This window comes from Streptomyces sp. NPDC104814 (assembly GCF_055583185.1).
The window spans coordinates 927,286-945,126 of sequence record NZ_JBVJOL010000001.1 but is presented as its reverse complement, the minus strand read 5'-3'; the positions used below and the strand labels follow the sequence as shown (position 1 = coordinate 945,126).

The following is a 17,841-nucleotide window of genomic DNA, read 5'->3' as shown; positions in this document are numbered from 1 at the left end:
ACGCCGGCCCACGCCCGCCCCGGGGGCCGGGCCGGGACTTCCCGTCCTGCGCGGCTGCGCGCGGGAGCCGGGAGCCGGGAGCCGGGAGCCGCCGAGGGTGCGGGGTCCGGGGGCCCGGGAGCTACGGGAGTTCCCGAGGCAGGGAGCTGCGCGGGTTCCGGGGGCCCCGGGAGCTGCGTGGGGCCGGGGGCGCGGGAGCTGCGGCTGCCCGGGAGCTGTGGGCCCAGGGCCGCAAGACCGCAGGACCGCAGGACCACAGGCCCGCAGGACCGCAGGCCCGCCGGCCCGCAGGGCAAGCCCACCCAGGCCCCCGCCCGGGAAACGCCCGGCCCCCCGCCCTGGGGCCCACCCCGAGGCCACCACACCCGCCCCCCCACCCGGAGGCCACCGGCCCCACCCGGCCCCCGCCCGGAGGGCCCCCCTGGGACGCCCCCACCCGGGGAAGGTCCGCCCGCCCGGGGAAGGTCCGCCCGTCCGGGGAAGGTCCGCCCGTCCGGGGAAGGCTGCTTCACGACGCGTGCTGCTGTGAAACGGAGGAGTTCATGACGTACCACCTGCCCGCGGGCAAGGCGGCCGCCGGGTCCTACGCCGTCGACGTCGGCCCCGAGGAGGCCGGCTGGGGGTACTCCGCCCTGCGCGTGCTCCAGCTGCCCGCCGGTGGTTCGCACCGCTTCGACACCGGCGACAGCGAGTGGATCGTGCTGCCGCTCAGCGGCTCCTGCACGGTCGCGGTCGCGGACGACTTCGGTCACGACACCTTCGAGCTGGCGGGCCGGCGGGACGTCTTCAGCTCGGTCAGCGACTTCGCCTACGCCCCGCGCGACGCCCGCACCACCGTGACGTCCGCACGCGGCGGCCGCTTCGCGCTGGCCGGCGCCCGCTGCACCCGCCGGCTGCCCGCCCGCCACGCCCCCGCCTCCTCGGTCCCGGTCGAGCTGCGCGGCACCGGGAACTGCTCCCGGCAGGTCAACAACTTCGCGGCAGCGGACGTCTTCGACTGCGACAAGCTGATCGCGGTCGAGGTGCTCACCCCCGGCGGCAACTGGTCCTCGTTCCCGCCGCACAAGCACGACGAGCACCGCCCGGGCGAGGAGTCGGTGCTGGAGGAGATCTACTACTTCGAGTTCGCCGCCCACGGCGCCACGCCCGGCCTCGGCTACCAGCGGGTCTCACCGTCCGGACGGGGCCGGGGAACGGACGTGCTGGCCGAGGTCCGCGACGGCGACGTCGTCCTCATCCCCGACGGCTGGCACGGTCCGTCCATGGCGGTGCCGGGCCACCCCATGTACTACCTCAACGTCATGGCGGGCCCCGGCACCGAGCGGTCCTGGCTGATCTGCGACCACCCCGACCACGCCTGGATCCGCGACACCTGGCCCGGGCAGCCCGTCGACCCCCGACTGCCCCTCTACACCGCCCCGGAGACCCCCCGATGAGCGCCCGCACCCTCCGTCTGACCACCGCCCAGGCCCTCATGCGGTTCCTCGCCGCCCAGTACACCGAACGCGACGGCGTGCGCCGCAGGCTGATCGCCGGCACCTGGGGGATCTTCGGCCACGGCAACGTCGCCGGGATCGGCCAGGCGCTCGTGGAGTACGCGGAGGTCATGCCGTACCACCAGGGCCGTAACGAGCAGGCCATGGTGCACGCGGCCGTCGCCCGCGCCCGTCATCTGAACCGGCTGTCCGCCATGGCGGTGACCACGTCCATCGGCCCCGGCGCCACCAACCTGGTCACCGGCGCCGCCCTCGCCACGATCAACCGCCTGCCGGTCCTGCTGCTGCCCGGCGACTACTTCGCGGCCCACCCCGCCGACCCACTGCTCCAGCAGCTGGAGCACCCGGTGGAGGCGGACGTGTCGGTGAACGACACGCTGCGCCCGGTCTCCCGCTGGTTCGACCGGATCACCCGCCCCGAGGCCCTGATCGTGAGCGCGCTGCAGGCCGTGAGGGTGCTGACCGACCCGGCCGAGACCGGCGCGGTGACGCTGGCCCTGCCGCAGGACGTGCAGGCGGAGGCGTACGACTGGCCGGTGGAGTTCTTCGCCGAGCGCGTGTGGTTCGTACGGCGGCCGGCACCGGACCCCGTCGAACTCGCCGAGGCCGTCCGGGAGATCAGGGCCGCGTCGCGTCCGCTGATCGTCGCGGGCGGCGGCGTGCACCACAGCGAGGCCGAGGAGGCGCTGCGCGCACTCGTGGACGCCACCGGCATCCCGGTCGCCTCCACCCAGGCGGGCAAGGGCTCGCTGCGCCACGACCACCCCGCCGACGTCGGCGGCATCGGCCACACCGGCACCGCCGTGTGCGACGACCTCGCCCGCACCGCCGACCTGGTCATCGGCGTCGGCACCCGCTACTCGGACTTCACGACCGCCTCCGGGACACTCTTCCGCAACCCCGGCGTGCGGTTCGTGAACCTCAACATCACCGCCTTCGACGCGCACAAGCTCGCGGCGCGCACCCTGGTCTGCGACGCGCGCAGCGGTCTGGAGAAGCTGGCTGCGGCGCTCGACGGGCACCGCGTCGACGCGGCGTACGAGGCGGAGTACGCGGCGGGCAAGGAGCGCTGGGAGCAGGTGGTGGACGCCGCGTTCCGCGCGCCGGACGACAGCGCGGTGCCGACGCAGACGCAGGTGCTCGGTGCGCTGGACGCCGTCGTCGGCGACACCGACGTGGTGATCAACGCGGCCGGGTCGCTCCCCGGCGACCTGCACAAGCTGTGGCGGGCGCGCAGCCCGCGCCAGTACCACCTGGAGTACGGCTACTCCTGCATGGGCTACGAGATCCCGGCCTCCATCGGGGTGCAGCAGGCCGCGCCGGACACGGTGGTGTGGGCGCTGGCCGGCGACGGGACGTATCTGATGATGCCGACCGAGATCGTCACGGCCGTCCAGGAGGGGCTGCCGGTCAAGCTGGTGCTGATCCAGAACCACGGGTACGCCTCCATCGGCGGGCTGTCGGAGGAGACCGGCGGCGAGCGCTTCGGCACCGCCTACCGCCACCGGGCCGCCGACGGCACGTTCACCGGGCCGCCGCTGCCGGTCGACCTCGCGGCGAACGCGGCCAGCCTCGGCATGGAGGTGCTGCGGGCCAAGACGGTCGCCGAGCTGCGCGAGGCCCTGAGCACCGCGCGCTCCACGGACCGGCCGACCTGTGTGTACGTCGAGACGGACCCGGCGCCGACGGCTCCCGGGGCGGAGGCCTGGTGGGACGTGCCGGTCGCGGAGGTGGCGGGCCGCGAGGCCGCCGTCGCCGCCCGCGCGCGCTACGAGCAGCGGCTGGCGGACCGCCGCCGCCATCTGTGAGGGGGGCTTCATGAGGCAGCCGCGCACCGCGGGGCCCGGCACGGACGCGGTGGACTTCGCCCTGGACCGGGCCAGTCCCGTCCCGCTCTACCACCAGCTGGCCCAGCAGCTGGAGGCGGCCATCGGGCGCGGCGTGCTGGTCCCGGGCAGCCTGCTCGGCAACGAGGTGGACCTGTCGGCCCGGCTCGGCCTGTCCCGGCCGACGGTCCGCCAGGCCATCCAGTCCCTCGTCGACAAGGGCCTGCTGGTGCGGCGCCGCGGGGTCGGCACCCAGGTGGTGCACCGCCAGGTCCGGCGCCCGCTCGAACTCAGCAGTCTGTACGACGACCTGGAGGCGGCCGGGCAGGGGCCCTCCACGCAGGTCGTGCGCAACGAGCGGGAGCCGGCGAGCGCCGAGGTGGCCGCCGCGCTGGGGATCGCCGAGGGCGAGGAGGTGATCGTGCTGGAGCGGCTGCGGCTCACGCACGGCAAGCCGGTGGCTCTGCTGTGCAACCACCTGCCCGCGACCCTGCTCGACCTGGACACCGCGCGCCTGGAGAAGACGGGTCTGTACCGCCTGATGCGCGCGGCCGGCATCACCCTGCACAGCGCCCGCCAGCGGGTCGGCGCCCGCTGTGCGACGGCCGCCGAGGCGTCCCGCCTGGACGAGCGGCAGGGCGCCGCGCTCCTGACCATGCAGCGCACCACGTACGACGACACGGGCCGCGCGGTGGAACACGGCACCCACATCTACCGCGCGTCCCGCTACTCGTTCGACTTCCAGTTGCTGGTGCGGCCCTAGAAGGGACCTCCTGGGCGGGAGCGGCTGCCCGTCCGTCGTCTTGACGGGCCGCCGTGAGCGGAGCACAGTCGGGATATACGTCGTAAACGTACACCACGTAGTGCGCGAAGGAGCCCGGTCCATGAGCGCACCGTCAACGATCCTGGTCACCGGCGGGGCCGGTTTCCTCGGCAGCCACACCTGCGTCGACCTGCTCGACCACGGCTACGAGGTGATCGTGGTGGACCACCGGTCACCCGCCCTGCGGCAGGTCCTCGCCCGCGTCGAGCGGCTCGCGGGCCGGTTCGTCGGTGCCGTGTACGAGCTGGACATCCGCGACCGCCGCGCGCTGTCGGCGGTCTTCGCCCGGCACTCCGTGGACGCCGTCGTGCACTTCGCCGCGCTGACCTCGGGCGAGGAGTCCCTGACCCGGCCCATCGAGTACTACGACGTCAACCTCGGCGGCACCACCACGCTCCTGCACTCGATGCAGGAACACGGCGTGCACCAGCTGGTGTTCTCCTCCACCTGCACCCTCTACGAGCCCGCCGAGCAGGGGGCGCACGCCGAGAGCGACCCGGCCGGCCCGCGGGACCCCTTCGCGGCCTCCAAGTGGGCCTGCGAACAGCTCCTGGCCGACGTCTGCCTGCGCCGACCCGAGTACACGGTGGTGTGCCTGCGCCACTTCACGCCGGCCGGCGCGCATCCGAGCGGACTGCTGGGCGAGGGCGGACCCGGCACACGCGACTCGCTGGTGCCGTCGATAGCGCAGGTCGCGGTCGGCCGGCGCCCGCACGTACAGGTGTACGGCGATGACTATCCGACGTCCGACGGCACCGCGGTCCGCGACTATCTGCACGTCCTGGACACCGTCGACGCGCACCGGCTGGCGCTGAACCATCTCGCCGACGCGACGGGGCTGCACGTGTACAACCTGGGCAGCGGGCGGGGCTCCTCGGTGCTGGAGGTCGTCGCCGCGTTCTCCCGGGTGTGCGGCCGTCAGCTGCCGTACGAGATCGTGCCGCGCCGCCCCGGGGACGCGGCCCGGCGGGTCGCCGACGCCGGGGCCATCGGCCGGGCCTGGGGCTGGCGGCCGAGCCGCAGCCTGGACGACATGTGCCGCGACGCCTGGCGCTACCAGCGGCTGGATCCGGTGGGTTACGGCGACTCGGTGCACCGACCCCGCTCCGGCGGGGAGTGAGCACCGCACGCGAAGATGCGCCCCGGCGCACGGCGTGCCTAGGATCATTACGCCCCGTTAATCGCCCCAGGTTGTCCCTCGTACGCAGCCCGGTTGTCCTCCGAGTTGGGAGGCGCGCGTGCCAGTGCTGCCGACTCGCCGGCTGCCGGCCGCCTATCTCGCGACGGTCCTGGTGGTCACCTGTGTCTACCTGCTCGTGCCGGTGCTGCGGACACCACTGTGGGCGCTGATCGGACTGGGCGGCGCGCTGGCCGTCCTCACCGGAGTACGGCTGAACCGGCCCGCCGTGCGCTGGCCGTGGCTGACGCTCGCGGCCGGGCTGCTGGCGTTCGCGGCCGGCGACACGTACTACAACGCCCAGGAGCAGTACTTCCACGCGGTCAACCCGTTCCCCTCCCCCGCCGACGCCTGCTATCTCGCCGTCTACCCACTGCTGGCGGCGGGGCTGTTCGGGCTGGTCAGGCACCGCTGGGTGGGCCGCGACCTGCCGAGCCTGCTCGACTCGCTGATCGTCACCACGGGCGTGGCGCTGCCGGTCTGGGTGTACCTGGTGCAGCCCGTGGCCGGGCAGGACGAGCTGACCTGGATCCAACGGGCGATCAGCGTCGCCTATCCCCTCGGGGACCTCCTGGTGCTGGCGATGCTGGCCCGGCTGCTCGCCCCGACCCGCGTCTCCGGCCCCAACCCGGCGGTCCAGCTGCTGGTGCTGGGCACCTTCACGCTGCTGTGCTTCGACATCGCCTACGGCTTCCTGCAGCTCAACGGCACCTGGCAGACGGGCACGCTGCTGGACTCGGGCTGGGTCGTCTTCTACACGGCGTGGGGTCTGGCCGGGCTGCACCCCGCCATGGCGGAGCTGACGGCGGCGGAGGCCCGGCCGCAGTCGCTGCTCCTGCGGTGGCACCGGCTGGTCCTGCTCGCCGCCGCCACCCTGATCGCCCCGACGCTTCTCCTGGTGGAGGAGCGGACGGGCCGGGTGCACGACGCGACCGCGCTGGCCTTCTTCTCGGCCCTGATGTTCCTGCTGGTGATCTTCCGGCTCACGGTCATGGTCGTCGCGCACCGCAAGGCCGTGGCCCGCGAGCAGGCACTGCGCAAGGCGACCGTCGCGCTGGTGTCCGCGATGACACCGCAAGAGGTGACGGCGGCCTGCGCGCGGGCGGTCGGCGGCCTCTTCGGCCCGGACGTCTCGCACCGCTCCCTGCTGCTCACCGCGGCTCAAGCCCAGGAGTTGCATGCCGCTCTCGGCCGCCGGTCCGAAGGCGGCCAGGGCGCCGGAACGGCCGAGCCGTCGTCCCGCTCGCTCGCCGTGCCCGTGGAGCGGCTCGGCCCCCGGTTCGCCACCCGGCTCAGCGGGCTGCCGAGCGCACTGGTGTGCGCCGCGGCGCCGCCCGGCGCGTCCGCCGACACCGCGTCGGCGGGCGCTCTGGTGGCGGCAGGCCCCGAGCGCCGGCTCAGCGAGCTGCGCGGCTCCCTGGAGATCCTCGCCTCGCACGCCGGGCTCGCCCTGGAGCGTGTGGCGCTGCGGCAGGAGATCGTGCGCAAGGAGAGCGAGGCGTACTTCCGGACGCTGGTGCGCAACGCCTCCGACGTCATCCTCATCGTCGACGACGACACCACCGTGCGCTACGCCAGCCCCTCGGCCCGGGCGGTGTTCGGCCGCAGCGACCTGGCCGGGACCGACCTGCGGGACCTGGTGGCGCCCGGCGACCGGGACCGGGTGGCCAGGACCCTGGGGGTGCTGGGCCGGCACGGGCGCCACGAGGCGCACGACCACTGGTGGGTGCTGCGCGGCGACGGCCGGGTCGAGGTGGAGGTGCGCTGCAGCGACCTGAGGCAGGACACCACGGTGGGCGGGATGGTGGTCACCCTGCGCGACGTGACCGAACAGCGGCAACTGGAGCACGAGCTGACACAGCGGGCCTTCCACGACCCGCTGACGGGGCTGCCCAACCGGACGCTGCTGCTGGAGCGGACCGCCCGCGCCCTGCTGCGCGGCCGCAGGGAGTCCACGCTGACCTGCGTGCTCTTCCTCGACCTCGACGACTTCAAGACCGTCAACGACAGCCTGGGGCACTCCACCGGCGACCGGCTGCTGAAGGCCGTGGGCGAGCGGCTGGCGCACACGCTGCGCCGGACCGACACGGCGGCCCGCCTCGGCGGGGACGAGTTCGCGGTGCTGATGGAGGACGCCCGGCAGCCACTGGACGCCGAACTGCTCGCCGCCCAGCTGATCCAGGCGTTCAGCCGCCCCTTCCACCTGGGCGACGAGGCGGTCGCCGTCTCCGCCAGCGTGGGTGTGGCCACCGCGCTGGACAGCTCCGACGCCGAGGAGCTGCTGGCACTGGCAGACATGGCGCTCTACGCCGCCAAGGCGGCCGGCAAGCGGCAGTGGCGCCGTTTCCTGCCGCAGCTGCGGGTACGGGTGGCGCAGCGGCACGATCTGCTGGCGCATCTGGACGACGCGATCGCGCAGGAGCGTTTCTCCCTGTGCTACCAGCCCGTCGTCGACCTCGGTCAGCCGGCGGCGCAGGTGGTGGGGTTCGAGGCGCTGGCCCGCTGGCCGCACGCGCCGAGCGGCCTGGTGCCCCCCGACCAGTTCATCCCGCTCGCCGAGGAGACGGGGCACATCGCCCCGCTGGGCGCCTGGGTGCTGCGCAGCGCCGTCTCCGACATCGCCCGGCTCCAGCGCCGCGTCCAGCCCGCCGAACCGCCGTACGTCAGCGTCAACGTCTCCGGCCGGCAGTGGCGGGACCCCGATTTCCTGGGGGCGGTGTGCCAGGCGCTGGACGCGTCGGCGCTCGATGCGCGCTCGCTGCAGCTTGAGCTCACCGAGTCGGTGCTGATGCAGCGGGACGGGTACATCGACGCCGCGATCGGCCGGGTGCGGGACCTCGGGGTGCGGATCGCGGTGGACGACTTCGGTACCGGGTTCTCCTCGCTGCGCTATCTGCGGGAGTTCCCCCTCGACGTGCTGAAGATAGACAAGACGTTCATCGACGACCTGCCGCGCGACCCGCGGCAGGTGGCGCTCGTCGAGGGGATCGTCCGGATCGCCGACACGCTCGGCCTGACCGTGATCGCGGAGGGCATCGAGCAGCAGGCGCAGCGGGAGCTGCTGGCCGACATGGGCTGCCGGTTCGGGCAGGGCTACCTGTTCGCGCCGCCGATGTCGCTGGACGAGGGAGAGGCCGTGCTGCGCCGCACGGCCACGGTGATCGCGGCACCGCGCACGACCACCGCCGACGGCTCACCGGCGGCACCGCGCACGACCACCGCCGACGGCTCACCGGCGGCACCGCCGGGGTCGGCGGCGGGCGGCGGGCGGGCCGCCGAGAAGGGCGGGGCCTCGTCCGCGCCGGCGGCCCCGGTGCGCAGGGCGGCGACGGTCACGGCGCCGGGCAGCGGGACAACCCTCGAGAGGGGACACACCACCATGGACCCTACGCCCGCACCTCTGGCTCCGGGCCGGCGTGATCCCCGCTGGACGGACCTGGATCGTCTGCGCCGCACCAGCCGGATGAGCGACGCCGTCCTGGACGAGGTGCGCGGCCGCCACATCCGCTCCGGGGACCACTGGCTGGTCGACTTCGCTTCCTGCAACTACCTCGGCTTCGACTACGCCCCGGAGATCATGGAGGCGATCGGCCCGGCCGTGCGGGACTGGGGCACGCACCCGAGCTGGTCGCGTCTGCTGGGCAGCCCCCGGCTCTACCCGGACATCGAGGAGCGGCTCACCGCGCTGCTCGGTGCCGAAGACACCCTGCTGCTGCCGACGGCCACCCTCATCCACCACGCGGTGATCCCGTTGCTGGCGGAGCAGGGGGACGTGTTCGTGGAGGCCACCGCCCACCGCACGGTGTACGAGGGGTGCGTGGCGGCCCGGGGTCAGGGCGCGAGCCTGCACCGCTTCCACGCCGAACGGCCGGAGCAACTGGACGCGCTGCTGCGGGACGCGCCGTCCGGCACCCCGCGTCTGGTGTGCCTGGACGGCGTGAACAGCATGAGCGGCAACGTGTCCGATCTGCCGACGCTCACCGGGATCTGCCGGCGGCGCGGCGCGACGCTGTACGTCGACGACACGCACGGCTTCGGAGTGATCGGCGAGCGCTCGCCGACCGAACCGAGCCCGTACGGCCTGCGCGGCAACGGCGTGGTCCGGCACACCGGTGTCTCCTACGACGGGATCGTGCTGGTGGGCGGGTTCTCCAAGGCGTACTCGTCGCTGCTGGCCTTTCTGGCGCTGCCGCGTGCGCTGAAGGACCATCTGAAGATCGCGGCCGGCCCCTACCTCTACTCCGGCCCCTCCCCCACCGCCTCACTGGCGACCGTACTGGCCGGCCTGGACGTCAACGAGCGCCGGGGGGACGCGATCCGCGCGGACCTGTACCGCAAGACGGCACGGGTGCTCGACCTGGTGCACGCGCTGGACCTGGACACGCCCTGCGAGGGCGAGCTGCCCATCGTGGAGATCCCGGTGGCCGACCCGGACGAGCTGGATGCCGTCGCCGACTTCCTGTGGGACCACGGCGTCTACGTGACCCTCGCGGCGTATCCGCTGGTGCCGCGCCGGCAGGTCGGCTTCCGTGTCCAGATCACGGCGCTGAACTCCGACGACGACATCGACCGTCTCGGCGAGGCGCTGACCGGGCTGGACGCGCGGGGCGCGCTGCGGCACCGCGGCTGAGGCGGGCGCCGATGTCGATCCGCAACGACGACGTGGACTGGGACGGCTGGCCCGTCGAGGACTACCTCACGGAGAACTACCGCGAACTGCACCCGTGCGACGCCGCGGTCATCGCCCACCACGCCGCGTACTACCGCACTCTGCCGGCCGACGGGCTGTCCCGCACGGTGGAGTTCGGTGCCGGTCCGAACCTCTATCCGCTGCTGCTGGCCTCCGCGGTCAGCGCCGGGATCGACGCCGTCGAGGCGGGTGCCGCCAACGTCGCTTATCTGCAGCGGCAGTTGGCCGGCGGACCGGACGGCAGCTGGAGCGCCTTCCATGCGTTGTGCCGGCGGCTCGACCCGCGGATCGCGGCGTCGCCGGCGGCCGCGCTGGCCCGGGTGCGGGTGGTGCACGGCGATGTGCGGGCGCTGCCGTCCGGGACGTACGCGCTGGCGTCGATGCACTTCGTGGCGGAGGGGGCGAGCGAGGACTTCGACGAGTTCGCCGCGTTCTGCCGGCACTTCGTGCGCTGTGTCGTGCCCGGTGGGCATCTGGTGGCGGCGTTCATGGAGAACCTGCCCACCTACCGCATCGGGGCCGTCTCGCGCTGGCCGGGCTGCCCGGTGGACCGCGAGCGGGTCACGCGGGTGTTCGCGCCGCTGACGCAGGAACTGGACGTCACCAGGATCGACGCCGACCCGACGCTGCCGGAGTACGGGGATACCGGGATGGTGCTCCTGACAGGGCGAACGCGGTCTCGGCCAGCGCCAGGTGACTGACCGACTTGGGAATGTTGCCCAGCTGGCGGCCGGCTGCCGGGTCCCACTGCTCGGCGAGGAGTCCGACGTCGTTGCGCACGGCGAGGACGTGCTCGAACGTCTCGCGGGCCTTGTGGACATGGCCGGTCGCTGCGAGGGTATCCGCATACCACAAGGAGCAGGAGATGAACGCTCCTTCCCGACCGGCCATGCCGTCCACGGGGTGCACCCCTTCGCCGCCGGGTGCGTAGCGGTGCAGGAAGCCGTCTTCTTCGAGGGCCCGCAGGGCGTGGACCGTGCTGCGTACCCGCGGATCCTGTGCGGGCAGGAAGCCGAGCCGCGGCATCAGCAGGGCGGTGGCGTCCAGGGCGGGGGAACCGTAGGACTGCACGAACGAGCCCTGGCGGGCGTCCCAGCCGTCCCGGCAGACCTCCCGGTGCACCTCCTGGCGCATGGCCCACCACTGCGCGGAGGAGCCGTTGCGGCCCAGCAGCTTTCCCATGCGCAGGGCGCGGTCGGCGGCCACCCAGGCCATGACCTTGGAGTGCACGAAGTGGCGGCGTTCCCCGCGCACTTGCCACACACCCTGGTCGGGCTCGTGCCAGTGCCGCAGCAGGAATCCCATCAGCGCCTCGACCAGCTCCCACACGTGGGCCGGCATCGGGATGCCCGCCCGCAGGGACTGGTAGAGGGTGTCCAGCACCTCGCCGTAGACGTCCAGCTGGAAGCGGCCGGCGGCCGAGTTGCCGAACCGGACGGGGCGTGAGCCCTCGTAGCCGTCGAGCCAGTGCGCCTCGGTCTCGCGCAGCAGCCGCTGGCCGCACACGCCGTAGCCGTTCTGCAGGTCGGCGGGGTCGCAGGCGACGGTGCGCACCAGCCAGCCCAGCCAGTCCACCGCCTCCTCGCGGTAGCCGCTGCGCAGCAGGCAGGACAGGGTGAGCGTGGAGTCGCGCAGCCAGCAGTAGCGCTGGTCCCAGTTGCGTTCGCCGCCGATGCAGCCGGGCAGCGAGGTGGTGGGGGTGGCGACGACACCGCCGGTGGGGGCGTAGGTGAGGGCCTTGAGCGTGATCAGGGAGCGCACCACGGCGTCCCGCCAGGGCCCTTGGTAGCGGCAGCGTCCGGCCCAGCCGCGCCAGTACTCCGTGGTCTCCTTCAGCAGCGTCTCCGCGGGGACGGCGAGCGACCGGGGTGGATCGGTGTGGTGCGAGGGCGCCCAGGCGAGGACGAGGGCGATGCGCCGGCCCGCGGGGACGGTGAGGTCGGCGACGGTGGCGTGCTCGTCACCGGCCAACGGCCCCTCGCCGTCGAAGCGCAGCCACACCGCGTCGGGTCCCGCGACGGCGACGGTGCAGCCGCCGATCCCGCGCACCCAGGGCACGACCCGGCCCTGGTGGAAGCGCAGCCGCAGCTCGCTGCGCAGTGACACCTCGCCCACCACGCCCTCGACGATCCGGACCAGGCAGGGCAGCGGTGAGCCCGGGGGCATGAAGTCCGTGACCCGCGCGACGCCGGTCGGGGTGCGCCACCAGGTGTCCAGCACCAGCGAGTCGGGCCGGTAGGCGCGCCCCGCGCAGATGCCGTCACCGGTGGTCGGGGCGAGGCGCCAGAAGCCGTTGTCGGGTGTCCCGACCAGCGCGGCGAAGCACGCCGGTGAGTCGAAGCGGGGCAGACAGAGCCAGTCGACGGAGCCGTCCCGGCCGACCATGGCGGCGGTGCTCATGTCGCCGAGCAGGGCGTAGTCCTCTATGGAGGTCATGGTGTCCCGCCTCCCGCGGGGCCGTGGGCGAGGTGTGGCACCTCCGTGCGGCCGGCCCACCAGCAGGCCACCACGTGCTCGGCCCGTGTGCCCTGGGCGGAGCAGTCCGGTGAGGCCGGGCCGCTCTTCGGGGCGGGCAGCTGGGCCCAGAACCACCAGTGGACGCCCGCCCACCAGGGCAAGCCGGTGAAGGTGCGCAGCAGCGCCTCGTAACCGGCGGCCTGTTCCCCTGGGTCGGGCGGGACCGAGCCGGCCGACGCGCCGCGCACGCCGGCGTACCCGGCCTCCGCGAAGAGGATGGAGCGGCCGGTGCGGGCGGCGAACTCCCCCAGCGTGTCGCGAAGGGGACCCCACGCCTGGACGAACGTCTGCGTGTCCCGGCGCGGGCCTGTGGGCAGCGGCCAGTGGACGTCCACACCGATCAGATCGACCGCGTCCCAGAAGGTGACGTGCTCGTACTCCTGAAGGGCCGCCGCGTACAGCAGCGAGCCGCCGTAGACGACGCGTGTGCGCTCGACCAGCGCCAGCCACCGGGTGCGGTCGTCCACCGTGCCGGAGAGTTCGGTGCCCACGGCGAACGCGTCGGCGCCGTAGCGGGCGGCGAGTCGTGCGTAGTGGGCGATGAACTCCGTGTACGCCGCGAACCAGTGGGCGGGCCGGGCGGGGTGGATCGTGCCGCGGTACGCGGCGTCGTCGAGGTCGAGGTGGGGCTTGAGCAGGGCGTTCAGGCCGTGTGCGTGGGCCAGGCGGATCATCCGCACGACCCCCTCGTCGGTGGTGGTGGTGCGGTGGGGGCGGATGATGTCGGCGGCCGGGGCGGGCTGGTACCAGGTCGGGATGAGCTGCACCCAGTTGGCGCCCGAGCGCGCGATGCGGCGCAGATACTCGGCGGCGCGGGGATCGTCGTAGCCTTCGCGCGCGTAGCTGGGGAGTGCGAAACCGCGTTGCCGCGGAAGGATCCCGGGTCGGGGGGCCAGGTCCGCGTGGCACGGCCCGTGCAGGGAGGGTAGCTGCGTGTCGGTCATCTCGCCGCCCCTTGCCGGGGATCGCGGGGATCACCGTATCCGTATCGTGTACGTTTACGTCGTATACAGACAGGATGGCCCCGCAAACGCGTAAGGTCAAGTCACGAGGAGGGCGGTCCATGGCGAAGAACCCCGACACCACCCCGGCGCGGCGCGCCAGCGACCGGGGCCGTTACGGCCGGCTGAGCCGGGAGCGGGTGCTGACCAGCGCGCTGGAACTGGTCGACCGCGAGGGCCTGGGCGCCCTGAGCATGCGGCGGCTGGGCGCGGAACTCGGTGTCGAGGCGATGGCCCTGTACCGGTACGCGGAGGGCAAGGAAGCGCTGCTGGACGGTCTGGTCGAGGCGATGCACCTGGACCTGCACGCCCGCCTGGACGCGGAGGCGCCGGCCTCCGAGGGCGACCCCGACTGGCGCGCGGAGCTGCACCGCTTCGCCCGGACGCTGTACGACGTGTGTCTGGCCCATCCGCACGCGGTGCCGCTGCTGACGACCCGGCTGCTGGCCGTGCCGATGGCCCGCAGGCCCCTGCCGGTGCTCCACAGCCATGAGCGGGTGCTCGGCCTGCTGGAGCAGGCCGGCCTGGACGAGACCACCACGGCCGCCGCCTTCCAGGCCTGTCTCGCGTGGCTGCTCGGCTATGTCTCGGTGGAGCTGCGCCCCATGGTGGACAACCCCGACGAGCCGGACCCGGCGTTCCGTCTGGGCCTGCACCGCCTGCCGCCGCAGGAGCTGCCCACCCTGCGCCGCGCCGCGCCGGCGCTCGCCGAACGCGGCGGACCGCAGGGGCTCGCGGCCGGTCTGGACGCCCTCCTCGACCGTTTCGCGCACACCGGGCCGGCCACACCGTGAGCCCTGCCGCACTCCCCCGGCCGGGCCGTCACCAGAGCTTGTCGATCCGCCCCGAGTGCAGCGCGATGCGGCTGTCGCGGAACGACGGCTCCGCCGCGCGGCTGCCCGCGGTGAAGAAGCAGGACATGGTCACCTTGTCGAAGGCGGACCAGTCGCTCGGGAACGGCGACTCGGCCGTCCCGCCGACCAGGACGGCGCCGGGCAGCCGGCGCCAGCCGGCGCTCTCGTAGAACGCCTGCAACGGGCGGTCGCAGGTGAACAGCCCGACTTCGAGGCCCTGGTGGGCCATCGCCTCCCGTGCGGTGCTCACCAGCCGTCTGCCGTGGCCCCGGCCGCGCACCTCGGGCCGTGTGACCACCGTGCTCAGCCCGCCGACCGCCCAGCGCCGCCCGGCGTGCGTGATCTCCTTGGTCAGCACGTCCAGGGCCGCCAGCACCGTGTCATCCGCCACGAGCAGCAGGGACACCGGGCACAGCGCCGGGTCGTGCACGGGGTCGAGGGACGCGGCCGACGCCTCGTCCGAGGATGGCCAGGCGCCTTCCTGCAGCGCCCGTACCTGCCGCCGCAGCCCGGCCGGGACGGCCTCCTCGGGGTAGGTCAGAACCGTCGCTTCCGCGGGGACGGGGATCACCGCGCTCCTTCCGTCGGGGCCACCGTTCAGGGTAACGGCACCGCGATCATGCCGTGAGGGGCCGTCCCCCGGGGCGGCCCCTCACGGCCTGCTCTGCGCCCGGCCGGTGACGGGGCGTCGTCACGCGGCGGACCGGGTGCCCTCGCGTGCGGTGAGCGCGGTGTGGATCAGCCGGGCCCCGGCACGCGCCGTGCGGTGGTCCGCGTCGAGTCCCGGGTTCAGCTCGGCGATGTCGCACAGCGCCAGCTTGCCGCTGACGGCGACCCGGGAGCAGACCCGCTCCACGACCTCCATGCCGACCCCGTACGCGGCCGGCGCGCTGACGCCCGGCGCCGTGCCGGCGGGCAGGACGTCGAGGTCGACGCTGAGGTGGACCAGATCGCAGGAGGCGAGGAACTCGTCCACGAAAGCGTCGACCCGGGGCCGGTCGAGCGGCCCGCACTCGGTGTCCGGCAGATACCGCACCCCGAGGTCGTCCGCCGTGCGGAACAGCCGCTCGGTGTTGCTGGGCCGGCTGATGCCCAGCACCCAGTAGTTCAGCGCCCGGCCGCGACCGGCCTCGTCCCGCGCCATCTGCAGGAACGGGGTGCCGGAGCTGGGCACCGGATCGTCGCGCAGATCGAAGTGGGCGTCGAGGTTCAGCACCCCGAGCCGCGCGCCGCCTCGCACCGCACGGCTCGCGGCCAGGCCCAGGTGGCTGCCGTAGGCGACCTCGTGACCGCCGCCGAGCACGACGACGGGGACACCCCGGTCGACGAGCGGGGTGATCGCCCTTCCGAGCCGGCGCTGGCCCCCCTCCAGGTCGCCGTCGGTGACGGCGACATCGCCCGTGTCCAGGGCGCGCAGCGGATGCGGGAGCGCCATGGAGGCCAGGGCGCGGCGCAGTGCGGTGGGACCGTCCGCCGCGCCCTGGCGGCCTTGGTTGCGACGGACGCCCTCGTCGCTCGCGAACCCGACGAACGCGGCGTTGTACGCGGCGCCTTCGTCGTGGGCCGCACCGGTGTCCGGTACGACGGCGTGGTGCCAGCGCAGGGTGTCGGTGCCCGGACCGTCGTCGCGGCCCGTCCAGGGTGCGGGCGCCACGTCGACGCGGGGAGTGCGCGAGGTGCTCAGGGTGTCGCTCACTTGTCGTCCGTCTCCGCCATCGGGATGCGCACCCCGCGGTCCTCGGCGACCGAGGCGGCGTACTCGTAGCCGGCGTCGACGTGCCGGATGACGCCCATGCCGGGGTCGTTCGTCAGCACCCGCGACAGCTTCCGGGCGGCCAGGTCGGTGCCGTCGGCGATGCAGACCTGGCCGGCGTGGATCGAGCGGCCCATGCCGACGCCGCCGCCGTGGTGGATGGACACCCAGGAAGCACCGGAGGAGGTGTTGACGAGCGCGTTGAGCAGCGGCCAGTCGGCGATGGCGTCGGAGCCGTCGAGCATCGACTCGGTCTCGCGGTACGGGGAGGCCACCGAACCGGAGTCGAGGTGGTCGCGGCCGATGGCGACCGGGGCGGACAGCTCGCCGGAGGCGACCATCTCGTTGAACCTCAGGCCGGCGCGGTGCCGTTCGCCGTAGCCGAGCCAGCAGATGCGGGCGGGCAGGCCCTCGAACGCGACGCGCTCGCCCGCCATCTTGATCCAGCGGTGCAGGTGCTCGTTGTCCGGGAACAGCTCCAGGATGGCCTTGTCCGTGGCCTCGATGTCCTTCGGGTCGCCGGACAGGGCGGCCCAGCGGAACGGGCCGAGGCCCTCCTCGAACAGCGGGCGGATGTGGGCCGGGACGAAGCCGGGGAAGGCGAAGGCACGCTCGTAGCCGGCCTTGCGGGCCTCGTCACGGATGGAGTTGCCGTAGTCGAAGACCTCGGCGCCCTTGTCGAGGAAGCCGACCATGGCCTCGACGTGCCGGGCCATCGACCAGCGGCTGCGCTCGGTGAACGCGGCCGGGTCCTTCTGCGCCAGCTCGTGCCACTCGGCGACGCTCACGCCGATCGGCAGGTACGACAGCGGGTCGTGCGCGGAGGTCTGGTCGGTGACGATGTCGATCGGCGCGTCCATCCGGAGCAGCTGCGGGAACACCTCGGCGGCGTTGCCCTCCAGGCCGATCGACAGCGGCCGGCCGGCCTCCTTGGCCTCGATGGCGAGGCTCAGGGCGTGGTCGAGGTCCTGCGCGGCGACGTCCAGGTAGCGGTGCGCGATACGGCGCTCGATGCGGGTCGGGTCGACGTCGACGCAGATCGCGACACCCTCGTTCATCGTGACGGCGAGCGGCTGGGCGCCGCCCATGCCGCCGAGGCCGGCGGTGAGGGTGATCGTCCCGGCGAGGGTGCCGCCGAACTTCTTGCGGGCGACTGCGCCGAACGTCTCGTAGGTGCCCTGGAGAATGCCCTGGCTGCCGATGTAGATCCAGGAACCGGCCGTCATCTGGCCGTACATGGTCAGGCCCTCGGCCTCCAGGCGGCGGAACTCCTCCCAGTTCGCCCAGTCGCCGACCAGGTTGGAGTTGGCGAGCAGCACGCGCGGCGCCCACTCGTTCGTGCGCATCACGCCGACCGGCTTGCCGGACTGCACCAGCAGCGTCTCGTCGTCCTTCAGCGTCTTCAGGGTGCGCACGATCGCGTCGTACGCGGGCCAGTTGCGCGCCGCTTTGCCGGTGCCGCCGTAGACGACGAGGTTCTCCGGGTGTTCGGCGACCTCCGGGTCGAGGTTGTTCATGAGCATCCGGAGCGCGCCCTCCTGCTGCCAGCCGAGGCAGTTCAGGTCGGTACCGCGGGGGGCGCGGATGGTGCGGGAGTCCGGGGAAACGCCGGTCATGGTGCCTCCAGGGGAAGTCGCGTCCGGGCAGGCCGAAGGGCGAGCCGAACAGGCGGGAAGGGGAATGTTGCCGACAAGCCGAGGCCGG

General features: G+C 73.6%; 12 protein-coding genes. 7 read left to right on the top strand and 5 right to left on the bottom strand.

All coding sequences use genetic code 11. From position 1 onward, the window contains the following. Window positions 1-542 precede the first annotated feature (542 nt). From iolB to ACZ64A_RS03950, 6 genes are all read left to right on the top strand, one after another. Window positions 543-1,436, top strand: a complete 894-nt coding sequence (gene iolB, locus ACZ64A_RS03975; protein ID WP_469808040.1) for a 5-deoxy-glucuronate isomerase — start codon at window positions 543-545, stop codon at window positions 1,434-1,436. After that, window positions 1,433-3,304 carry a 3D-(3,5/4)-trihydroxycyclohexane-1,2-dione acylhydrolase (decyclizing) gene (gene iolD / locus ACZ64A_RS03970; RefSeq protein ID WP_469808039.1) on the top strand — a complete coding sequence of 624 codons (1,872 nt, stop codon included), beginning with the start codon at window positions 1,433-1,435 and terminating at the stop codon, window positions 3,302-3,304. The genes iolB and iolD overlap by 4 nt, the downstream gene beginning before the upstream one ends. A 10-nt stretch (window positions 3,305-3,314) precedes the next feature. Then, window positions 3,315-4,085 carry a GntR family transcriptional regulator gene (locus ACZ64A_RS03965; RefSeq protein WP_469808038.1) on the top strand — a complete coding sequence of 257 codons (771 nt, stop codon included), beginning with the start codon at window positions 3,315-3,317 and terminating at the stop codon, window positions 4,083-4,085. 121 nt (window positions 4,086-4,206) lie between these two features. Then, complete coding sequence (gene galE, locus ACZ64A_RS03960; protein ID WP_469808037.1) at window positions 4,207-5,265, top strand: UDP-glucose 4-epimerase GalE; 1,059 nt, start codon at window positions 4,207-4,209, stop codon at window positions 5,263-5,265. 124 nt (window positions 5,266-5,389) lie between these two features. Further along, window positions 5,390-9,952, top strand: coding sequence for an aminotransferase class I/II-fold pyridoxal phosphate-dependent enzyme (locus ACZ64A_RS03955; protein ID WP_469809046.1), 4,563 nt, complete (start codon window positions 5,390-5,392; stop codon window positions 9,950-9,952). Between the two features lie 11 nt (window positions 9,953-9,963). Continuing rightward, window positions 9,964-10,713 (top strand): class I SAM-dependent methyltransferase, encoded by a 750-nt coding sequence (locus ACZ64A_RS03950; protein WP_469808036.1) that lies wholly within the window; start codon window positions 9,964-9,966, stop codon window positions 10,711-10,713. Here the strand turns inward: ACZ64A_RS03950 and ACZ64A_RS03945 are convergent. Together ACZ64A_RS03945 and ACZ64A_RS03940 are read right to left on the bottom strand one after the other, a co-directional pair. After that, window positions 10,613-12,448 (bottom strand): glycoside hydrolase family 15 protein, encoded by a 1,836-nt coding sequence (locus tag ACZ64A_RS03945; protein WP_469808035.1) that lies wholly within the window; start codon window positions 12,446-12,448, stop codon window positions 10,613-10,615. The two genes, ACZ64A_RS03950 and ACZ64A_RS03945, sit on opposite strands and share 101 nt — an antisense overlap. Then, on the bottom strand, window positions 12,445-13,473 hold the full coding sequence (locus ACZ64A_RS03940; protein ID WP_469808034.1) for a glycoside hydrolase family 113: 1,029 nt from the start codon (window positions 13,471-13,473) through the stop codon (window positions 12,445-12,447). The genes ACZ64A_RS03945 and ACZ64A_RS03940 overlap by 4 nt, the downstream gene beginning before the upstream one ends. 119 nt (window positions 13,474-13,592) lie before the next feature. On the opposite strand from ACZ64A_RS03940, the gene ACZ64A_RS03935 reads away from it, so the two are divergent. Then, on the top strand, window positions 13,593-14,324 hold the full coding sequence (locus ACZ64A_RS03935; protein ID WP_469808033.1) for a TetR/AcrR family transcriptional regulator: 732 nt from the start codon (window positions 13,593-13,595) through the stop codon (window positions 14,322-14,324). A 28-nt stretch (window positions 14,325-14,352) separates the two neighbouring features. Here the strand turns inward: ACZ64A_RS03935 and ACZ64A_RS03930 are convergent, their stop codons facing one another. From ACZ64A_RS03930 to hutU, 3 genes are all read right to left on the bottom strand, one after another. Then, window positions 14,353-14,955, bottom strand: a complete 603-nt coding sequence (locus ACZ64A_RS03930) for a GNAT family N-acetyltransferase (RefSeq protein ID WP_469808032.1) — start codon at window positions 14,953-14,955, stop codon at window positions 14,353-14,355. Window positions 14,956-15,075: 120 nt separating this feature from the next. Continuing rightward, on the bottom strand, window positions 15,076-16,080 hold the full coding sequence (gene hutG, locus ACZ64A_RS03925) for a formimidoylglutamase (RefSeq protein ID WP_469808031.1): 1,005 nt from the start codon (window positions 16,078-16,080) through the stop codon (window positions 15,076-15,078). Further along, window positions 16,077-17,753: a urocanate hydratase gene (gene hutU / locus ACZ64A_RS03920; RefSeq protein WP_469808029.1), complete on the bottom strand. Its 1,677-nt coding sequence runs from the start codon at window positions 17,751-17,753 to the stop codon at window positions 16,077-16,079. Before hutU ends, hutG begins: the two co-directional genes overlap by 4 nt. Window positions 17,754-17,841: the final 88 nt, after the last annotated feature.

Excerpts from the sequence above, each read along its gene's own strand:
- iolB (WP_469808040.1), top strand. The coding sequence starts at position 543 with ATGACGTACCACCTGCCCGCGGGCAAGGCGGCCGCCGGGTCCTACGCC.
- iolD (WP_469808039.1), top strand. The coding sequence starts at position 1,433 with ATGAGCGCCCGCACCCTCCGTCTGACCACCGCCCAGGCCCTCATGCGG.
- ACZ64A_RS03965 (WP_469808038.1), top strand. The coding sequence starts at position 3,315 with ATGAGGCAGCCGCGCACCGCGGGGCCCGGCACGGACGCGGTGGACTTC.
- galE (WP_469808037.1), top strand. The coding sequence starts at position 4,207 with ATGAGCGCACCGTCAACGATCCTGGTCACCGGCGGGGCCGGTTTCCTC.
- ACZ64A_RS03950 (WP_469808036.1), top strand. The coding sequence starts at position 9,964 with ATGTCGATCCGCAACGACGACGTGGACTGGGACGGCTGGCCCGTCGAG.
- ACZ64A_RS03945 (WP_469808035.1), bottom strand. The coding sequence starts at position 12,448 with ATGACCTCCATAGAGGACTACGCCCTGCTCGGCGACATGAGCACCGCC.
- ACZ64A_RS03940 (WP_469808034.1), bottom strand. The coding sequence starts at position 13,473 with ATGACCGACACGCAGCTACCCTCCCTGCACGGGCCGTGCCACGCGGAC.
- ACZ64A_RS03935 (WP_469808033.1), top strand. The coding sequence starts at position 13,593 with ATGGCGAAGAACCCCGACACCACCCCGGCGCGGCGCGCCAGCGACCGG.
- hutU (WP_469808029.1), bottom strand. The coding sequence starts at position 17,753 with ATGACCGGCGTTTCCCCGGACTCCCGCACCATCCGCGCCCCCCGCGGT.